The organism is Pseudomonas sp. NGC7 (assembly GCF_047159675.1).
Classification (GTDB): Bacteria; Pseudomonadota; Gammaproteobacteria; order Pseudomonadales; family Pseudomonadaceae; genus Aquipseudomonas; species Aquipseudomonas kermanshahensis.
In genome coordinates, this window is the sequence record NZ_BAAFZY010000001.1 from 1,975,543 (window position 1) to 1,994,469 (window position 18,927).

At 55.5% G+C, this 18,927-nt stretch carries 12 protein-coding genes; 3 read left to right on the forward strand and 9 right to left on the reverse strand.

Going from position 1 to position 18,927, the window contains the following annotated elements; genetic code table 11:
- From ACMCNM_RS09025 to ACMCNM_RS09055, 7 genes are all read right to left on the reverse strand, one after another.
- A complete protein-coding gene (locus ACMCNM_RS09025) occupies positions 1–2,130 on the reverse strand; it encodes a capsular polysaccharide biosynthesis protein (RefSeq protein WP_412764235.1) in 2,130 nt (709 codons plus the stop codon).
- The gene (locus tag ACMCNM_RS09030; RefSeq protein ID WP_412764236.1) at positions 2,127–2,696 is read right to left on the reverse strand and encodes a GNAT family N-acetyltransferase; all 570 of its coding nucleotides are present in this window, start codon (positions 2,694–2,696) and stop codon (positions 2,127–2,129) included. The genes ACMCNM_RS09025 and ACMCNM_RS09030 overlap by 4 nt, the downstream gene beginning before the upstream one ends.
- Positions 2,697–2,700: 4 nt before the next feature.
- Positions 2,701–4,248, reverse strand: coding sequence for an LTA synthase family protein (locus ACMCNM_RS09035; protein ID WP_412765909.1), 1,548 nt, complete (start codon positions 4,246–4,248; stop codon positions 2,701–2,703).
- A gap of 7 nt (positions 4,249–4,255) precedes the next feature.
- Complete coding sequence (locus tag ACMCNM_RS09040) at positions 4,256–5,032, reverse strand: SDR family NAD(P)-dependent oxidoreductase (protein ID WP_027595982.1); 777 nt, start codon at positions 5,030–5,032, stop codon at positions 4,256–4,258.
- Complete coding sequence (locus tag ACMCNM_RS09045) at positions 5,029–6,348, reverse strand: capsule biosynthesis protein (protein ID WP_085273749.1); 1,320 nt, start codon at positions 6,346–6,348, stop codon at positions 5,029–5,031. The genes ACMCNM_RS09040 and ACMCNM_RS09045 overlap by 4 nt, the downstream gene beginning before the upstream one ends.
- Positions 6,288–8,309 (reverse strand): capsular polysaccharide biosynthesis protein, encoded by a 2,022-nt coding sequence (locus ACMCNM_RS09050; RefSeq protein ID WP_339550145.1) that lies wholly within the window; start codon positions 8,307–8,309, stop codon positions 6,288–6,290. The genes ACMCNM_RS09045 and ACMCNM_RS09050 overlap by 61 nt, the downstream gene beginning before the upstream one ends.
- A 183-nt stretch (positions 8,310–8,492) precedes the next feature.
- Positions 8,493–9,533 (reverse strand): phosphotransferase, encoded by a 1,041-nt coding sequence (locus tag ACMCNM_RS09055; RefSeq protein ID WP_085273748.1) that lies wholly within the window; start codon positions 9,531–9,533, stop codon positions 8,493–8,495.
- Between the two features lie 282 nt (positions 9,534–9,815).
- Between ACMCNM_RS09055 and ACMCNM_RS09060 the strand changes: the two genes are divergently transcribed.
- Together ACMCNM_RS09060 and ACMCNM_RS09065 are read left to right on the forward strand one after the other, a co-directional pair.
- A complete protein-coding gene (locus ACMCNM_RS09060; RefSeq protein WP_085273747.1) occupies positions 9,816–10,751 on the forward strand; it encodes a KpsF/GutQ family sugar-phosphate isomerase in 936 nt (311 codons plus the stop codon).
- 418 nt (positions 10,752–11,169) lie between these two features.
- Positions 11,170–12,147: an XcbB/CpsF family capsular polysaccharide biosynthesis protein gene (locus tag ACMCNM_RS09065; protein WP_412764237.1), complete on the forward strand. Its 978-nt coding sequence runs from the start codon at positions 11,170–11,172 to the stop codon at positions 12,145–12,147.
- 62 nt (positions 12,148–12,209) lie between these two features.
- Here ACMCNM_RS09065 and galU read toward each other — a convergent pair whose 3' ends face one another.
- Both galU and ACMCNM_RS09075 read right to left on the reverse strand, forming a co-directional pair.
- Positions 12,210–13,049 carry a UTP--glucose-1-phosphate uridylyltransferase GalU gene (gene galU / locus ACMCNM_RS09070; protein ID WP_085273745.1) on the reverse strand — a complete coding sequence of 280 codons (840 nt, stop codon included), beginning with the start codon at positions 13,047–13,049 and terminating at the stop codon, positions 12,210–12,212.
- A 59-nt stretch (positions 13,050–13,108) separates the two neighbouring features.
- The gene (locus ACMCNM_RS09075; RefSeq protein ID WP_412764238.1) at positions 13,109–13,906 is read right to left on the reverse strand and encodes a S1/P1 nuclease; all 798 of its coding nucleotides are present in this window, start codon (positions 13,904–13,906) and stop codon (positions 13,109–13,111) included.
- Positions 13,907–14,182: 276 nt separating this feature from the next.
- Between ACMCNM_RS09075 and ACMCNM_RS09080 the strand changes: the two genes are divergently transcribed.
- Positions 14,183–18,922 (forward strand): CDP-glycerol glycerophosphotransferase family protein, encoded by a 4,740-nt coding sequence (locus ACMCNM_RS09080; RefSeq protein ID WP_412764239.1) that lies wholly within the window; start codon positions 14,183–14,185, stop codon positions 18,920–18,922.
- Positions 18,923–18,927 lie beyond the last annotated feature (5 nt).

Here is an 18,927-nt window from a genome sequence, read left to right on the forward strand (position 1 = left end):
CTAGTCCTTTGATGGGGCCAGTGGCCGGCCGCAGCCGAGCATGGTCCGGGAGTAATTGAGCAGCGGCGCCACGCGCCGGTGTTCGGCCAACCGCGCAGGGCGCGGCATCGACAGGCAAGCGAGGGCGTGCCAGGCATCGCAGGGCAAGTCTTGCTGAACGTCGGCATAGCTCGCATAGCGCATCAAGGCGCCGGCTACCAACTGGTCCAGGGTCAGGCACCGGGTGCGGCGCGGCAGCGGCTGGTGGTCGTGGGTCAACCCCCAGCCGGCGTAGAACGGTGTGCCGTAGGTCACCACCGGCACGCCGCGCAGCAGCGCTTCGAAGCCAGCGGTGGAGCTCAAGGTGTGCAGCGCATCGACCTGGCCGTAGAGGCTGGCGATATCGACACCGCCCAACACCTGGTCAGCCAGGCCCGCCAATAGCGCCGGGGCAACCTGGCCCTGGCGCTTGCCGGCCTCGACGTCCGGGTGGGGTTTGTAGATGATCCAGGCGTCCGGCAACTGCGCGCGCACCCGTTGCAGCAGGCGCAGGTTGCAGCCTGCGCCGCCGCCACTGCACAGCGCCGAAGCGTCATCTTCGACCTGGCCCACCACCAGCACCCGTGCTTGGCCCGGCTGGCCCAGCAACGGCGGAATCGGCCCGCTGCGCAGGTTGAACTTGCTGGTGCCGCTGGCGACGATCTGCGCCCTTAACTGCGCGGCTTCGGCCAGGCTGGCGTCGTCGAAGTCGGTATTGAGCAGCAGCCATTCCAGGTCACTGTCCGACGCGGCGTCATAGTGAATGCCGCCACGGTCCAGCACCAACGACAGGGCCGGGCTGTTACTCACCCCCAACCCCGTGGACCGCATGAAGCCGTCCTCGACCCGCCAGATCGGCACCCCCTGCTGGCGCGCGCGTTCAGCCAGGCTGGCGGGCTCCCGCGCCGCCCACACCAGCAGCCGCCCGTTTTCTGCCGCCACCTGCTGCACCAGTTGCGGGCTATCCACGGTAAAACGCAGCTGGCCCCAGCGGCTGGCAAAGAAGCGGCGAATGTTGTGCTGCTTGTGGCGCTTGACCCCCAGCACCGTGGTAGGCCCGGCAAATTCAGTGTCGCGTGCCTTTTTGCGCGCCAGCTGGCGAGCGACGGTCAGCGCATCGGTCAGCTGGCCGGTGAGCGGGTCGACATAGCGGCAATAACGGATGTACGCCGCCGCCACCAGTTGTTCCAGGCTCGGCCGCGCCTGGCGGCGGGGGATGGGCATGCGGTCGTCGGTCAGGCCCCAGCCAGCGTAAAACGGCAGCCCGAAGCAGGTCACCGCCACGCCCTGAATCAACGCCTCGAGCCCAGCCTGGCTGGTGCCCACATACACCCGCTGAGCCCGCTTGGCCAACGACGCCCACGCCACTGGTCGTGCCTCCAGCGGCACGCCCCGGGCTTGCGCGGCGGCCAGCAGGCAGCTGGGTTTCTGCCCGCCCAGGCAGTCCGGGTGAATACGCACCCGCACATCGGCATCAGGGTGCTCGGCCAAAGCGACATCAAGCATGCGCACGTAGTCCGCTTCGCACAAACCGCCACCGGGGATCGAATAGTCGCCCGCCGTCTGGTCAACCACCAGCACCAACGGCCGCTCACGGCCCAGCGGGTCGTCTGCGGGCAGGTCCTGGGCATTGTTGTACTTGCCGATGCCCGTGCTGCGCATCAGCGAGATCAGCGCGTGCGCGCACTCCAGCTCATGCTCGGTTAGCGCCTCGGGCTGTTGCAGGATGTTCTCGAGCAGCGAAGGCCGGTCTGCCAGGTAGTGAATACCTATCGGGTCGACCACCATCGACATCGGCGTGTCGCCTTCGATGCCCAGCGACGAAGACCGTAAAAAACCGTCCTCCAGCGCGATATAAGGCAGCCCCCAGCGCTGGCACAACACGCGCGCCTGCGCAGAAGACTGTTTGTAGCCGATGCCGGCAATCGCCTTGAGCCCCTTCGGCGCCTTGCTACCCCGGCGCCACAGCCAGAAGGGCGGGCCCTCGGGCCCAAGAAACTGCGGCAGGTGCAACACCTTCCAGGCAACCCACTGCGACATGATGCCGACCCAACCCGGGCCGTCCACCAGTGCTTGCAAGGCCACTGCTGCCGGCGCTTCAATACGGTTCATGGCACCCCCCGCCACATGCCACGCACCGGCGGGAACGGCACCCAACGCTTGCGGCGCAGGGCAAAGCCATTGTGCAGGTACAGCCGTTTGGCCCGTGGGTTGTTCAGCGGCACTTCCAGTTCGACCTGGGTAAAGCCCAGCTTGGCCGCATGCGCACAGCACGCCTGCACCAACGCCGCCCCCATGCCTTGCTGGCGAGCTGCTTTGCTCACGCGCAGTCCATACAACAAGAACGGGTAACGCCACTCGCGCAGCTCGCTCAGGCAAAACCCGGCAAAGCGCACCCAGCCACTGATTAGCCCGAACTCGCGAATGAACGGCCGCCAGTGCAACGCAAATGGCCCACGCCCGTCATGCTTCAAGGCGGCAAAACCCAGCGCCTGCTCGCCCTCGAAGGCCAGCAGCACGCGGTCCCAGTGAATGGCCCCGCCCAGCAGGCGATAGCGGCAAGTAGGGTTACCAATCAGAAACGCCAGCGAACCGCGCCCCTGGGTCAGCAACTGAGCCAAGGCAGGGTCTGCGGCACGCTCCGGCGCCAGGTCCGATCCCAGAACAATGCGCACCACGTTTTCAGGCTACCCCAGCCACGGCACTGTGCGCCGCCTGGCCCTGTGCGGGCGCCTGGGCGTGTGCCAGCAGTGCGCTGGACAGCTTGTGTACAGCGATGGGGCACGCTTGGCTGCCAGGCTGGCGCCGGTTGGACCAGATCAGGTAGTCAGTGTCGCCGGCCGGCGCGCCGACTGCCTGGTAAACCTCGGGCAGGATCGGTACATGGTCACCAAAGAAGCACAGCAGCGCCTCGTTCGGCTGGCTCAGTAACGTTTCGCGCAGCATGCCAAGCATGCGATCGGCATTGCCGATATGCCGCAGGTAAGGCGCCAGGTCTTGCATGCCCGGTTGCAACGGGCGGTCGAACCAGGCCGGCAGCTCGTGCTCGGCCACGCTTTCCAGGTGCAGCGGCCCGTGGTTTTCCATGGTGACCGCGTGGATGAACAACGGCTGAGTACGCCCAGGCGCCTCCAGCAGTTCGCGAATCTTCTGCGCAACCGCGCAATCGCCAATGAACGGCCCAGCCTTTTGCGACGGGTTGAACGCGCGCACATCGATGAACTCATCGAAGCCCAACGCCGGCAGCACTTTATTGCGGCCGTAGAACCCACCGTCATACGGGTGAATGCACACCGTGCGGTAGCCCAGCGCCTTCAGCCGCGAAGCGATGCTCGGCAAGCCCCGGCGCGCCAATACGCGATAAGGGTTGAAACGGTGCACGCCAAGCCGCTCGGACGGGATGCCCGTGAGGTAGGCGAACTCGGTACGCACCGTGTTGGCCCCCCACGCCGCCACCTGCAGCTTGCCGCGCGCAAGCGCCTGGCTGGCCAGCACGTCATACTCGCCCAGCACCTCGGCCCGCACGCCAGGCCACAAGCCACGCACATCAAAGAACGACTCGCTCTGCACCGACACCAAGTCCGCCAGCCCATTCCCCGTGGGAGCGGCTTTACCCGCGAATGCGCCAGCCGCCCCGACACTACCCTCACAAGCAAACGGCGACCCCAACCCAGCCTGATCAACCGGCGCCCGCGCCGCCCAAAAATACCGCCACAAACTAGCCGCCAACCCCCAGCCCCGCACATCACGCTCGGCATCAAAGCTCGGCACCACCCGACGATGCCCCAACCGCAGCAACCCCAGGCCAATCACCACCGGCAGCAACGCCTCACCCCGCGCCCCCGGCACCTCGAAGCGCAAGCCCGCCCACAGGTAAACCAGAAACCCGACCGCCAGCACTGCCGCTTTACCAAACCCAAAGAACGGCAAATACAACCGCGGAAACTTCACCGCATCGCTGAAGTACTCGAAATCCGCACACACAAACGGTTCGCGCAGCGAGTGGTACTTCGAGTTGCTCACCAGCACGATCAGCACCCACAGCAACAGCAGGTTCACGCCACTGAACAGTGGCCGCGCGGTCAGCGCATACAGCAACCCAAACCCCACGCACCACAACCCCACATGCAGCATCCAGCAGTCAGCCGGGCGGCGCAGGGCAGGGCGGGGTATCAACAAGCGTTCGACCAGCACGGTCAGCATCAGGCCGATCAACGCAACCGGTAGCAGAGAAACATCAATCACTGTACTTCAGCCCACGCAGGATCATCGAAGAAAGCCACTGCGGGATCAGCCCCAGCAGCCAGGTGCCCAGGTTGAGCGGGAACGGAAAACTGATACGCGCCTGGTTCGCAGCCAGCCCACGCTTGATGCGCTTGGCTGCTTTTTCGGCGGTCCACAAAAACGGCTTGGGCCCCGGCATTTCGAAGCACATCTTCGATTCCACGTAGCCCGGCACGATCACATTCACCTTCACCCCTTCCGGCGCCAGCCAATCGCGGATCGCTTCGCCATACACCCGAATCGCCGCCTTGCTGGCACTGTAGGTAGGCGTCACCGGCAGCCCACGCCAGCCCGCCAGCGAGCTGAACAGCGCAATCTGCCCATGGCCCCGGCTGCGCATGGCTGGCAGCGCCGCTTCCACGGTGGCCAGCGCCGCCATCACATTCACCTCGAGCAACGCCCGGCTGTCGTCCCAGCACTCGGCCTCGCCATTGGCGCCCACTGCCGTGTTGAGCCCGGCACCGACCAGCACCAGGTCCGGCTGATGCGCCTCGCTGACCCGCCGCACCATCGCCCGCAGGCCATCCAGGTCGCGCACGTCGATGGCTTCCAGCAGTACCTCGGCGCCCAAGGCGCGGCACTGCTCGGCCATCTCATCCAGGCGGTCCAGGCGCCGGCCTTGCAGAATCAGCGTCACGCCCGGCGCAGCATAGGCAGGCGCCAGCGCGCCGCCGATGCCGCCGGTGGCGCCGGTGATGAGGATGCAGCGGGGTGAAGCGGTGTGGTTCATAGGTATTTTTCGATTCTTGAAGTTTTCGCCATCAGCACTTCGAGGCAATTGGTGACCGCCATGTCGATGCCGCAGCCGGTGTAGAAACCGCCGTTGACCTGGGTGGTGTGGATGACTGTGTTGCGAAAACGATGAAAGAGCTTGATGTCTGGCATGTCCGGGGATTGCCAGAAATCGGCCAGCGCGCCTTGGTGAGTCAGGCCGGGCATGGCGTAGATTGGGTCGGCCAGCGTGATGGTTGGGCGGCCGTGGAGGATGGCTGATGCGCCGGCGGTGCTGTTGATGGTAATCATGCCGGTGATGTGAGAGAGCAATGTCGGCATGTGCCCGCTCTCCATGAATACGACGCGGTCTGCCACATCGTACTCGCGCGCCAGCGCTTCGGTGACCTTGCGGTAGTTGACTAGCCCCGGTGTCAACGGGTGGTTTTTGATCAACAGACGTGCGTTGAATGGCGCGTTCAGCGAAAACGAGTCGATCACATGCCTGATGACCTGGGTCATGTTGGAGAATGGCGAGTGATCGCGAATCTGCGCATCACTGTCCAGTTGCAGCGGTAGTAAGAACGTTGGTTGGCGCTCACGGGCAACATCGGCCACGAGTGCGTCGTCGCGGCTGCGAGCGAGCAAAAGACGCAAGCCCTGGCGAATGAACCCCGCGTATTCCACTGCAGCGTTAAACGGCGCGTGGGTCTGGTATTTCGGGTAGAACAGCGGGTTCAACGCTCCGCTGGCGTGATACAGCACGTCGTGTGCCGCGCGGGCGGCAAAAGACAGCTTGAACGCGTTGCCGTTCTGGTAGCGGGGGATGTACTTGCCCACTTCGCGGTACCAGTCGGGGTCCCTTGGCAAGCGCGAGTTGTTATTGACGCCATCGCGCTCCAGGGTGATCCAGTACGGGCGGAAGTAGCCTTCCTCGAACACGTGCACACGAATGCCCTGCAACCGGGCCAGCTTCACTGCGGTGCGGTGCACGGGGCGGCAATCGCCGAACAGCACCAGGTCGGTGATGTCGAGCTGGCGAAAGACATGGGAATACCAAGCATCCAGGTCTTCAGCCTTTTGCGGGCAACTCATGTTTGGGCCATCAGCACCGTAAAGTTCGTCACCGACATTGAAACGTACACTGTGCACAGTTTGGCCAATGTCACGCAGCCCTTTGGCCAGGCGGCTGAAGAAAGGCGAACTGACACCCTGCAGGAACAGAAAATTGTGCGTAGGGATGCGCAGCAGTGGACCACGCGTCGCCCTCGTATTCAGCCGGTCGGGCGCTTCATGCCCAACAAACTGCTCAAGCGTCGTTTCAAGTCCTGCCATCTGGAGATTGCTCCGAGCTGCGGTAGCCCATGCCAATGTTGTAATTCGTAGAGAGTCTGTTCAGCAGTGGTAAAACGATTGGTGATGCGACTGACATAGGTGGGGTAGAGCAAAAGTGTTCCCGCTACCAGTTGATCAAGTGTCAATTTTCGCGACCTTCGCGCTTGAACCTGCGGTTCCAGTTCACGATCGTCGGTTAGCCCCCAGCCGGCATAGAACGGCTGCCCGTAGGTCGTTACAGGTACGCCGCGCAACAGCGCTTCGAAACCCGACTGCGACGTCAGTACATGCAATTCGTCAACCACTTCCAGCAACTGCTGCAGCGGCGTGTTGCCAATCACCTCATTGCACCAGTGAACTGTTTGCGCTTCGTCATCGCCCTCGGGTCGTGTGCCGGCGAGTACCTCTGGGTGCGGCTTGTACAGCACCCAGGCCAAGGGATTGGCCTCACGCACTGCACGTAGCAGTTGGAGGTTGCTGCGAATGCGCGCGCTGCCGTAGCGAATGGAGGCATCTCCCTCGACCTGGCCGGTGACGAGAATGACGCGTTGCGCCGCTGGAGGACGCTGCCAGGCAGTACCGGGTAGATTGTATTTGGTCAGGCCAGCACTACAGATGGCCATGCGCAAGTCTGCGGCGCGACTCAGGAGGGCGTGATCAAAGCTGCCGCTGGCGAGAATCTGCTCCAAGCGAGAGGGGCGAGTAGCGTCGTAGTAGATACCCAGGTCATCAACCACCCATGACAATGGTCGTGCTTTACCTGCGCCCAAGCCGACAGAGCGCAGAAAACCGTCTTCAACACGGTTAACCTGTTGTGGGTGGGCATGGAGTTCGGCGTCGTGTTTACAGCCCCAAGAGACGACGGGTAGCGACGGCGAAAGAGGCTTCTTTGGTTTGATGAAGCGAATCGCGCTGCCGTCGAAAAACAGTTTAGCCAGTGGCATTTTCCAGCGACTGAAACCACAGATTTGTACTTGTGGGGGCATTAAGCTGCGGTGATGTCGCTGTAGGCCTAGCCAGTTAATGAGTGCTTCTGGCGTGCAAGAGTCGCCGCGCTCCGGACAGACATATCGCGGATAGCGCACCAAACTGGCATGGATCAACTGTGCCAGGCACACGGGTGTGCGTCGATGAGGGGCAGGGAGGCGATCATCTGTCAGCCCCCAGCCGGCATAGAAGGGCATGCCCCACGTGTGTACCTGCACGTTCCAGAGCAGGGCGTCGAAGCCCAGTTGCGAGGTCATTACGTAAACTGCTCGTACGCGCGGCATCAACTCAGCGGGATGAATGTTCTGAGCAAGGATCCGGACCCGCGGGTGCTTGGCCACTTCGGTCAAGTCAAAGTGTCCTGTTTTTCGGCGTGCGACGACGTCGGGATGCACTTTGAGCAAGATGGTGTGTTGGGGGTAGCGGGCTAACGCCGCATCGAGCATCGCCTTGAAGTCGGCGGGCCCAGCACCTTGAAGTGAGGCATCGCCCCGGGTTTGGTCGGCGACCAGTACACAGTCGTTGGGAAGTGTCGGTGTCTCGATTCTGGCGTCGTTGTATTTTGATACCCGATTTCGCTGCCATAGTGCCTGAAGCGAAAGTGCACGCGCATGTTCTTCGGGCGAGAGTGGCTTGACGATGAGTTGCTCCAGGCGAGAAGGGTGCCCGGAATCGTAATAAACACCGACGTCATCGACGATCAATGAGAGTGGTGGGTCGTCCGCACCCAAACCGACCGAGCGAAGGAAGCCATCCTCCAGAGTCAAGACAGGTTTGCCCGCTTTCTTAGCCTCAGCAATGGCCTGAAGTGCACTAGGTTTACGGCCCCATGCCATTACCCAGTCCGTTTTCACGACATCACCCACGACACCGCTCTGCAGCGAAAAATCAGGCAGCAACGAGGGCAAAGTAGTGATCTGCTGAGCTCCCTTTGAGAGGATCAGCAGGCGTGGGCGAGGCAGAGCATCATCCATAAACGTGGAGCGGCGTTCCATGCGTCGGACAGCTGAGGGCTAAAAGCCCTTAGGATCCAGTGAATTTTGAGGTCGCGAATCTTAATACAAATTCACGTTCATAGGATGACCCAAGTCGAAAATTTCCGATGAAATCCGAAGATTCCTACAGTTCCCCACGGATGACATCAAAATGATATCTGTTCACAGCAGAGTCAGCAGGTACTCGTATTTTTCTAGCAGCAGCGGCATGCGATTCTGCTCTTGGTATTCCTTGATGGTTTCTGGGCGCAGGCAGTGGTAAAGCGCAGTCTGCAAGAAGACATAGCGCTGGTTGCGTAATGCGTCTTCCTGGTCGAAGTGGGGAGCCAGCGCTTCGCGGTAGGCTTTTTCGAATTGGGCTTGAGCTAAAAGGAACTCTGACATCTCCTTACGTCGGAAGAGGCTACCCAGATAGGCGCCGCCGTCGAACCCGATCCTTCCAATTTTGGCCTCACTCCAATCGATGAGATAAAGGCGACGCTTGCGTATGAACAGGTTTTTGCGCAAATAGTCCATGTGGCTTATGCATCGGGGGCTGCGCCTTGCCTGAGATGCCAGCGTGCGAATTACGGGGGCAAATGCTCTGAGACGCTGCGCCAGCCCAGTAAATCGGGAGTCTTCGCGAGCCAAACGCTCTAGCTCAGGCAGGCAGCGTGTGAAGTTGAAACGTGGGCGCAATAGGAACCAAGGACGGAAAAAGTCCATGCTCCATAAGAGCAGGGTCTGATTTCGTGGCATTGCCTCGATGTAGGCGCTACTTCGTTCCTCTTGCTCGGCGATGCCTCGCCCCAAATGGCGGCCGATGGATTGCATACGGGGAGGGCGCCCTCGAATGTAGCGAGTGAAGATCAGGCTTTCCCATGGTGTCTCGATCACGCCTAGGCAGGGCGGATAGCGGAAATAGACGCTGCCTTGGAGCATCCCCTCAGCGCGGTGGAATCGTGCTTCCTGACTGCCAATGAATGCCACCTTGCGTATCGATTTCTCCACTACATCCATCGGTTTGCCGGTGATGGGGTCAATCAGGCGATGGAACCGAACATAGTTGACGAATGAGGCATTCGACTCCAGGTCGCGGCTGTGAATTGTCAGGGGGAGCCCGCCCCACTGAGGCATCAAGGTGTGGATATGGTGCTCGAGTGAAGCTCGCTGCCAGCGGAAGAAGGTCTTATGTTGGGCAGAGGGCTGGGTAGGGGCAGTCATTAGCTGTAGTCAGGTATAGCCGGGGGTCCGACCTGTATTTTTAAGGGGGCGGTATGCTGCGTCATAAGAGAACCACGCACAACGAAAAGTTTCGCAGCGCGGTCAATTGCTTGATGGCACAAGGCTAGTCTGAATGCCTGATTTTTGGGCGAATAGGGCGTACGATGAAGCCTGAAGCCCGGTAGTCTGATTCCGGATCGTTCAGGAGAGCTTATCTTTGCTTAATGTTGCAAACCCCTTAATATTCGTGCCCTTGCAAACCTGCAGCATTCAGGGACGGACATGAATCATCTCACCATTGCCAAAGAAGCCCTCATCGCTCAAGCCCAGGCTGTCAGTCAGCTGGCTGACCGAATCGACGGGGAGTTTCAGAGTGCTGTCGACCTCATTCTTGCCTGTAAAGGGCGTACGGTCGTCTGCGGTATGGGCAAGTCCGGGCTTATCGGTCAGAAGATGGTGGCCACCTTCGCGTCTACCGGGACGCCCAGTTTCTTCCTTCATCCGGCTGAGGCCTTCCATGGCGATTTGGGAATGCTCAAGCCAGTCGATGTGCTTATCCTGATTAGCTACAGCGGCGAGACCGAAGAATTAATTAAGCTGATTCCTAGCCTGAAGTCTTTTGGTAACAAATTTATTGCAATGACTGGCAATGGGCAGTCAACACTAGCTCGGCATGCTGACATCTGGCTGGATATCTCTGTCGAGCGAGAAGTATGTCCGAACAACCTTGCACCCACCACTTCCACCATCGCCACCATGGCCATGGGGGATGCATTGGCAGTTGCGTTGATCGAGGCCATCCAGTTCAAACCGATGGACTTTGCTCGTTATCACCCTGGCGGTAGCTTGGGCAGAAAGCTCTTGACTCGTGTGTCAGATGTTATGCACAGCCCGGCGCCCTTCGTCAGTCCGTCCACCAGCTTCCATGACTGTCTGCTGATGATGACGCAGGGCCGACTTGGCCTCACGTTGGTGAGTGACGAAGGGCGTCTGGTAGGGATCGTCACTGACGGAGACCTGCGCCGCGCTTTGCTAGATAACCCGGGGGTGGTAGGGGAGAAGGTTTCGGCGTTCATGACGGCTACGCCACACGAGATTGCCTCTGATGCGTTGATATCTGAGGCTGAAGGATACATGCATGAAAACAAGATCCGCGCGTTGGCGGTGAGAGATGCTTTGACGGGCGAAGTGAGCGGGATTGTGGAGATTTTTGACTGATCCCGAGGCATCAAAGGGCGTGTTTCAGCGTGTTCGAGCGCGCCTTTCGTCTATGGTTGTGAGCTGTAGTATTACGGTTGACCCTGATTTTTTGGAAGCAGTGCTTGCCTGATACATAAACTGAAATATTCGGTGCTCTATGATCAATTCAGCTCAGTGATGACTATAGATCTTAGAGTGTCGATATTCGGAGGGTCAGGATAATGTTTCTAGTTGCCTTATTCGCGATCGCAATGATTTTTCTCTGCTCCAGCCTTGGGTGGTTATTGCATTTGGATGACTGTGAGGGCTTTTAATGTCCAGTCGAGGGGTGCCCTTGACTTGAGCTAGGCACGCCCTGATACTCGTAGCTTTGCGGGCTTCGAGGTTTGGGTTTGGTATGGCGGTGAAATCGAAAAAAGTTGTACTAGGCTGTAATGTGAGTGATGCATTGTCGGATATTGGTGCATACAACTACTTTATGGTTGATCATTCGGCCTATCCTTCCTGTGATAATCTACTACATGTAAGTCGAAAAGACCCTGGCGCTAAAGAGTTGGTAGTTGCACTCGCCAATGCGGGTTTTAGTCTTTATAAATCGGAAGAGCATGTTTCAAAATTTGTTAGGAATAGCGAAATCGCAAATTTCTGGCATCGAGTAAAGGAAGGTGACTTTCTAACCTCAGACGGTCTGGTTTATCAGGTCGATCTTCCGGCAAATCCAGCGGTTTCTAAACTTTTGGTTGTTTTTTCCTCCATTGGTGAGGACATATTTATGTCTAGCCTGATGAGGATGTTTACCTTTAATTTTAAATCTATTGCTAAGTACATTCCAGCCGATGCCGCTGTTCTGCGAATTGCTGATGTTGGATCTGTGGTGGGAAGCTTCTATCTGAATAATAATTCGGATCGGACGTTCGGTGATCGTGTGACGGCCTTGATTCACAAGGTGAGTGATGATCTGAGGCTCTCTGCGGAAAACGTGACGTTGTACGGAGCGTCCAAGGGCGGAACCGCTGCGCTATATCATGGCGTCACAGGTGGGTTTAATGCGGTTGTTGTAGATCCAATAGTCTCAGATGAGTATTATGAGAGAGTTTTTGCGGACTCACATTTTACGCAGGGCACTTTTCCAGAAACTAAACAACAAACGTTCTCAAGGATTCTTGAGTCGGACAGGCTGTTGAAGCAGAAGATTTCGATTATCTATTCAGCTCGTTCGCCGCAGTACAGTTACATTGGTAGTATTGTTCGTGAGTCGAAGCTGGGAAGGCAGTTCAATTATTTGAATTCGTTGAACCCTTTGATTAATGACCATCCTGATGTGGGCGTGCAGACTGTGAATATTGCTGTAATGCTAATCAATATGTCCATGTATCACCTTAAGCCAGACACTTATAATATCGAGGTTGTTTGACGCCTATTGGCGACTGCGTTCATTGTATGGAGTGGGGCCATCGGTGATGGCCCCTGTTCTATTTAGTAGGCCTTGCCTGCTTTGTAGTAGTTCTCGAAGCAGAAGTTTGTTGCGTCAATGTACCCCTCTGCGCCCCCGCAGTCGAAGCGTTTGCCCTTGAACTTGTAAGCGATTACGCAACCGTTTCGTGCCTGTTTCATCAGGGCGTCAGTAATCTGAATTTCGCCACCTTTTCCAGGTTCAGTATCTGCGATGATGTCGAAGATGTCTGGGGTGAGTATGTAGCGTCCGATAATCGCTAGGTTGGACGGTGCGTCCTCCGGTTTCGGTTTTTCGACCATATTGGTGACGCGGAAGATATCGTCACGGATCATGTCGCCAGCAATAACTCCGTATTTATGGGTCTCTTGCGGGTCGACTTCCTGAATCGCAACGATTGAGCAGCGGAACTGTTTGTACAGTTTAACCATTTGCGTTAAAACACCATCACCTTCAGGGTTGACGCACAGGTCATCTGCCAGCACGACGGCGAATGGCTCATCACCGATCAGTGGGCGGCCTGTCAAGATTGCATGGCCTAAGCCCTTCATCTCAGTCTGGCGAGTGTACGAGAAGCTGCACTCCGAAAGCAGCCGACGGATACCTACCAGGTATTTTTCCTTATCGGTACCCTTGATTTGATTTTCCAGCTCATAGCTGATGTCGAAATGGTCCTCAAGGGCACGCTTGCCGCGGCCAGTGACAATGGAAATTTCGCTTAAGCCAGCGTCCAGTGCTTCTTCTACGCCGTACTGGATGAGAGGTTTGTTTACAACCGGCAGCATTTCCTTAGGCATTGCTTTGGTGGCTGGCAAAAAACGAGTGCCATAACCAGCGGCCGGAAATAAGCATTTCTTGATCATGAGTAACCTTAAATTGAGTGGCGCGAAATCTCAATGACTAGAGTTTTCGGTAGAGTGAATCATTTGAAAATATCATTCAGTACGTTGCCGAGCCGCAGGCCAGCGGCCAATAGTCGCTCGTCAACGATTTCCATATTTTCCTTGTAGTAATCCTTATCCAAGGAAATGGGGCGTCTAGATTTAGCTAAAGCATAGTTATCTCCATATATTATGCGTTTGGCAATGTCATGGCTCTCCATTGCCCATTGTTCTGGGGTGCCTTGTTGCACGGTTTTGTGTTTGGCAAGTAGTCGTTTAGCTATGGACTCGGAGCTCTGCTTAGAGCTTCGTATGATGATGGTATCCCAAACTTTGTGGAGTTCCCATTTCTGTCGGCTGGGCTGGGTGCGCATCGCGCCGGTTTCTTGTATCCCATGCAAAGGTTGGTGAACGTCTCCAATGTAGTGGACGAGAAACTTCAGAGCGCGCTGTTGCTCTATGGGGTCGGAGTCTTCGCGTCTGCCATCCTTTAATTCGCTCTCGGCTTTCAGGATGCCATAGACAACACATTTGTACTTCCCAGAACAGTCGCGTTTAGCCGAGTAACTTGTAGCTTTGAATGGGATTTTAACAACGTGGCTGATCTGAGGGCCAGGCTCTTTACCGCGAATTTTGTCGGCCCATGATGCAATGTCGGATATTTTGCCATTGGCATCTCGATGCATGATGATATCAATGCCGGCCCTGGCTTCCGGGGTGAGTTGTTGCTCGGCGATTAGAGCCACGACTTTGTGTCCTTCGACACCCCACCCGAACGAATGCTGGCAATAGGCCATGGAGAGGAGTGCGATAAGGGCTATTTTAAATCGATTGAGCATTTGGCCTCCTATGGGCTGCCCAGGAAAGTCAATAAGCAGGCGCCATTAAATTGACGCACATTATCCTTTCCTGTTTAATTCATTGCGTGGCTAGGGTATCATTCATCGAAGATGAAGCAAGTCCGAATGAGAAGGACATCACGTTTTGAAAATTTCAGGGCTTTTAGTTTTCGCCGCTTCATCGGGTTGGAGCGTTTAGTAGAAATGGATAGCAGGCGATAATTAGATTCTTCTGATATTGGATTCATGGATTTAAGCATTTTAAAAGGGTTTGGGATGACTGAAGTTGTGAGTGTCGACGATTCGTTGCGGCTGTCTGAAGTTCTTCGTGTGAGCGGGAAGAGAAAGGTTCAACTGCTGGGGCATGATTCGGATAATCTGAAGCTTCTCCGTACGCAAATTTTTTCCCAAATCAAGTCGACAGGCGGCCGTCAGGTCGAATGGTTCGAGGCTCTACCAGAAGCTCTAGAAGGGGCTCTACAAGAGGCCTTGCCAGACGGTTTGCAGGCTGAGGATGGCGCGTGCCTGACCGTTTCGTTGTTTGCAGGCATTCCTGCTGACGTTTTCCTGATGTTCGATCTGGCGGACCGACAGCACCTCAATCAAATCCAAGCTGATGGTAAGTCAGCCCTTAGCAACTTTAAGAAAATTCTTGTTCCAGGGCAGTGGATGGCGCGCAGTCTGCTGGGCGACAAAAGGCTCGGCTTAAAGGCCACAGATGTTTTGGTTGTGGGGGCTCCTAGGATTGACTATCTAAGATCGCTGGCTGAGCAAGCCGGCGAGACGGGTGAGAGAACGACTCCCCGTGTTCTTTTTGCCCCGATTCATAGTAACTGGTTTGACGCGGCCGGAAACCCTATGAGCTCTAGCTCGGGTCTCCAGGAATACCTAGAGGAGCTTGGGCACCACTGCGAGCTAACCGTTTCCGAGGACCAGCGAAATAAGATCAATAAACGGCCAGTAACGCGTGAGCTGATAGACGCTGATATTGTTATAACTGACTACACCTCCGTCGCATATGAGGCGTGGGCCCTAGGTAAACCGGTGATTTTTCCACGGTGGATCCTCGGGGATGCCATCTTGGAAAAGGCGCCAAACTCTGCAGAGGCGGAAATCTATCGGCGAAAACTGGGCTACCATCCTGAGAGTTTTGATGCGTTGCTCGAACTGATAGTTGCTGGCAGCAAGCTTGAAGTGAGCGCCGAGGTCAAAGATTTTTGCCGCGAGTATTTGAGCAATTTTGAAGAGTCAAATAGCGCCAGTAAGATTTGTGCTCATCTGGAATACCTAAGTGATCCGCAGTGGGAAGAGCGTGAAGAGAAAACGCTTGCGGATATTGAGCGATATTTGAAAGAGCATCAGTGGGCACAGGCCGAGTCTGCGCTCATGAGCTTGGTTTCGGTTTATCCTGAGGATGCCAGTCTCAATAATAAATTGGCACTTGCTTACCAAGGGCAGCACAAGTGGTGGCAAGTAGTTGCGACACTGCAAGCTGTTGTTCGCGTAGTGCGCAATAGCGCAGACATTTATCATCGACTGGGTGTTGCTGAGAAAAAAATGGGGCATTTCCGCTCCGCTGCGAACGCCTATGAGCATGCTATTTTGCTGAGTAAGACAGTGCCTGCGGAGTGGTACTACCGCCTTGGCTACTGCTATGAAACACCATGTCATGAGGGGCCGGCTGACTTGCCTGCTGCTATCAATGCCTATCAAAAAGCCTGTGAGCTGGACAAAAAGCACAATGCAGGTAAGTTTGGTATAGGCGTGTTTCATGCCGCCGCCGGTCGTTGGTCCAGAGCAAATGCTTCGTTTACCGAGCAATTGAACTTGGTGAAATTTGACTTCGATCTGCATTTCCGCCTTGGTCGTGCCCAGGAACGATGCTATCTATGGGCTGACGCTGAAGTATCGTTCCGGAATGCCGTTGGATTGCGGATGAAATCGGCTGAATCGCATTTCCGACTTGGCTTTACTCTGGAGCGTCAGAATAAGTTCGAGGCAGCCCTTTCTTCGTATAAGTACGCGATTACGCTCGGCGGAAAAAATATTGCCGAGTGGCGTTATCGGGCTGGTATTCTGCTCATGGAGTTGGGTAGGTTAGACGAGGCCTGTAATCTGTTTATGTCGATGCAGGGTAGCGGGGCTCACCAAGACTTTGACAGAAAGCGATATGAAGCATCGCTAATGTCAAATCGTATCGATACCATCAAAGCCGAGTTGGCCGACAACGCGGAGAAGAGTAGTGTTTGGTATGAGTTTTATGAGGCTAATCTACAGCTTGGGATGGCCGGTGCGGCAAGAGATAGCTTGGCAAATGCAGTGCGTTTCGCCCAAGAAGAACAAGTTCAGAAGCTTGTCTCTCTTTCGGGTTCGTTAAACACGAAGCTCGCCGAAGTTCAGTTTATTGAAAGCCGTTTGGAGAGAGATTGCACCCAGCCGGCCACTTGGATCTCCTACAGCAAGGCCCTTGTAGTCGTCGGGCAACTGGCAGCCGCGGCTGAAGCGATCCAGCAGGCTATCTGGCGTACGAATCAGCATGAAGCTGGTCTGTATTATGAGCTCGGAAGATTGTTGGCTCTCTCTGGTGCGATTGAAAAAGCTTGTGAAGCGTTCCGTTCGTACAAAATTATCCAGCGTCCGACCAGTGCTTATGAAGACAAGTTCCTCACCGACAGCACGCTAAACTTCCATGCTACGTATAAAGAGTATATCGAGCTACTGCCGGTAATGGATGATTGCATCCTCTATGAGGTGCATAATGGGTCATCAATGGCGTGTAACCCGCTTGCAATTTTTGAGCATGTTCTCGCTAGTGAGGAATATGCCAATCATAAGCATTTCTGGGTGATTAATGATCTTACTAAAGTTGAGCAAAGATTTAGAAATTTAAAGAATGTATTCTTTGTCAAGCGGGGCAGTGCACTCTACCTTCGTTTGATTGCTTCGTGTAAGTATCTGATTTGTAACGGTACCTTTGCAGAGTACTTTGTCCGGAAGCCAGGTCAGCAGTACCTGAATACCTGGCATGGAACTCCGCTGAAGACGCTTGGCCGCGCAATGAATACGCCACCGTACACGCGTGCCAATACGGCGCGTAACTTCCTGCACGCGACTCATTTGATTTTCCCTAATGAGCACACTCGCCTAACTCAGATTGAAGGTCATAGCATTGATCGGATTGTGAGCGGCGCTCAGTTGATTAGCGGTTATCCACGAAATGATCAGCTTTACAAGATTGACCAGGAAAAGCTGTACGAAGTTCGTCGGACTTTGGGTATTTCAAGTCGCAAACCAGTTGTCCTGTTTGCGCCTACCTATCGCGGTAGCTGGAATACGCCTGAGCTAGAAGCTGAGGTGCTGATCGAGCAGTTGAAGAGCATTATTTCGGATGATTACACTCTGCTTTTCCGAGGCCATCATTTGGTCGAAAAGCAGCTGGTTGAGATGAAGTTGCCAGTAAAGCTGGCGCCTCAATCGATTGATACTAATGCCTTGTTGCCAGTCGCAGATGTTCTGATTTCCGATTATTCGTCGATCATTATTGACTACATGACGCTTCAGCGTCCTGTCCTCCACTTCATTCCTGACTGGGATGAGTATAAGTCCGAGCGCGGCCTGTACTTCGAGCGCAGTGACTTGCCGTGGCCACAATGCCAGACGACAGATGAGCTCCGCGGCTTGATTCATAGTGCGTTGAATGATCCAGGCTTGTATGTCAATGCAACCTATCGAGAGTTCCATGAGCGCTTCTGTGGTGTTGAAGATGGTCGTTCGACTCAGCGAGTGGTCGAGTTCTTCTTCCAAGAAAGGGGAGTAGCGTCTCCGCGTAACGATAAAAAGCCGATTGTTGTACGATCTGCGCTTGGTACTATCAATGGTGTTGCGACTTCTGCAATTTCATTAGTGCAGAATCTTGCTGCACAAGGCAAAGATGTAGTGCTCCTTCTCGATACGGTAGAGTTGCGTAAGGAGGAGGCTGGGTTTGACGCGATACGCAAACTCGAGGAAGTGGCGAATGTGATCTTCCGAAGTGGTCGGACTTCCATGAGTCTCGAGCAGCAATGGGTCTCTGATAAGTTCAACGCTGAAGGTATCTTCTATTCGCAAACAATGCGCGATGTGTACGAATCTGCGATGCAGCAAGAAGTCTATCGTGTGGTCGCGGGCCTAGAGGCTGAGATCAGTGTTGATCACCAGGGCTATCACCCATTCTGGGCGGGTTTCATGGCGGCTATTCCAGCTAATCGTCATTTGATTTACCTCCATAATGATATGTTGGAGGAGTCGGAGAAGCGTCTTCCCAATTTGCGAAAAGTTTTTGAGTTTTATAGAGACTATGATGCTTTCCTTAATGTGTCTGAAAGCTCAATGCAAACCAATCGTGAGAGTTTCAAGGGTATAAATCCTGGTATCGTTGATCAGTTCCATCTCGTTAGAAACGGCTTGGATGTAAATCGAATTATCACTGATGCAGAATTGGAGCCTGATGACGCTGGTTATCATTTGCTTAAATCTGATCCGAGATTCAAGATTGTCAACGTGGCGCGCATGTGGCCCGAAAAAAACCAAGTAAGACTTATCGAGATGGTCAAGTTACTCGTGGAAGAAGGGCATGATGTTGCTCTTTATATACTTGGTACTGGCCCGCTTCACGCGGAGTTGGAAAATCTGATTAAAGAGCTTGAGCTGAAGGATCGAGTGATACTGCTTGGCGTTCAGCGCAATCCTTTCCCGTTCGTGAAGGCTTCGCAGTGTCACGTGCTGTCTTCAGATTACGAGGGGCAGGGTATAGTTTTGCTTGAGGCGATGACGTTGGGTGTTCCCTGTGTCTCCACTGATATTCCTGGCCCTGACAGTGTATTGGAGAACGGTTTGGGTATACTCACCCCGTTGACTCCTGAGGGCTTGGCTGAAGGTGTTAAACAAGTTATCAAAGGGGAGTTTATTCCGCGACCGTTTGATGCTCGCGAATATAACGCGGTCGCTTATGGGGACTTTGCACTCGCTGCCCAGTAACGAAA

Excerpts from the sequence above, each read along its gene's own strand:
- ACMCNM_RS09080 (WP_412764239.1), top strand. The coding sequence starts at position 14,183 with ATGACTGAAGTTGTGAGTGTCGACGATTCGTTGCGGCTGTCTGAAGTT.
- ACMCNM_RS09040 (WP_027595982.1), bottom strand. The coding sequence starts at position 5,032 with ATGAACCACACCGCTTCACCCCGCTGCATCCTCATCACCGGCGCCACC.
- ACMCNM_RS09055 (WP_085273748.1), bottom strand. The coding sequence starts at position 9,533 with ATGACTGCCCCTACCCAGCCCTCTGCCCAACATAAGACCTTCTTCCGC.
- ACMCNM_RS09045 (WP_085273749.1), bottom strand. The coding sequence starts at position 6,348 with ATGGCAGGACTTGAAACGACGCTTGAGCAGTTTGTTGGGCATGAAGCG.
- galU (WP_085273745.1), bottom strand. The coding sequence starts at position 13,049 with ATGATCAAGAAATGCTTATTTCCGGCCGCTGGTTATGGCACTCGTTTT.
- ACMCNM_RS09075 (WP_412764238.1), bottom strand. The coding sequence starts at position 13,906 with ATGCTCAATCGATTTAAAATAGCCCTTATCGCACTCCTCTCCATGGCC.
- ACMCNM_RS09025 (WP_412764235.1), bottom strand. The coding sequence starts at position 2,130 with ATGAACCGTATTGAAGCGCCGGCAGCAGTGGCCTTGCAAGCACTGGTG.
- ACMCNM_RS09060 (WP_085273747.1), top strand. The coding sequence starts at position 9,816 with ATGAATCATCTCACCATTGCCAAAGAAGCCCTCATCGCTCAAGCCCAG.
- ACMCNM_RS09050 (WP_339550145.1), bottom strand. The coding sequence starts at position 8,309 with ATGGATGATGCTCTGCCTCGCCCACGCCTGCTGATCCTCTCAAAGGGA.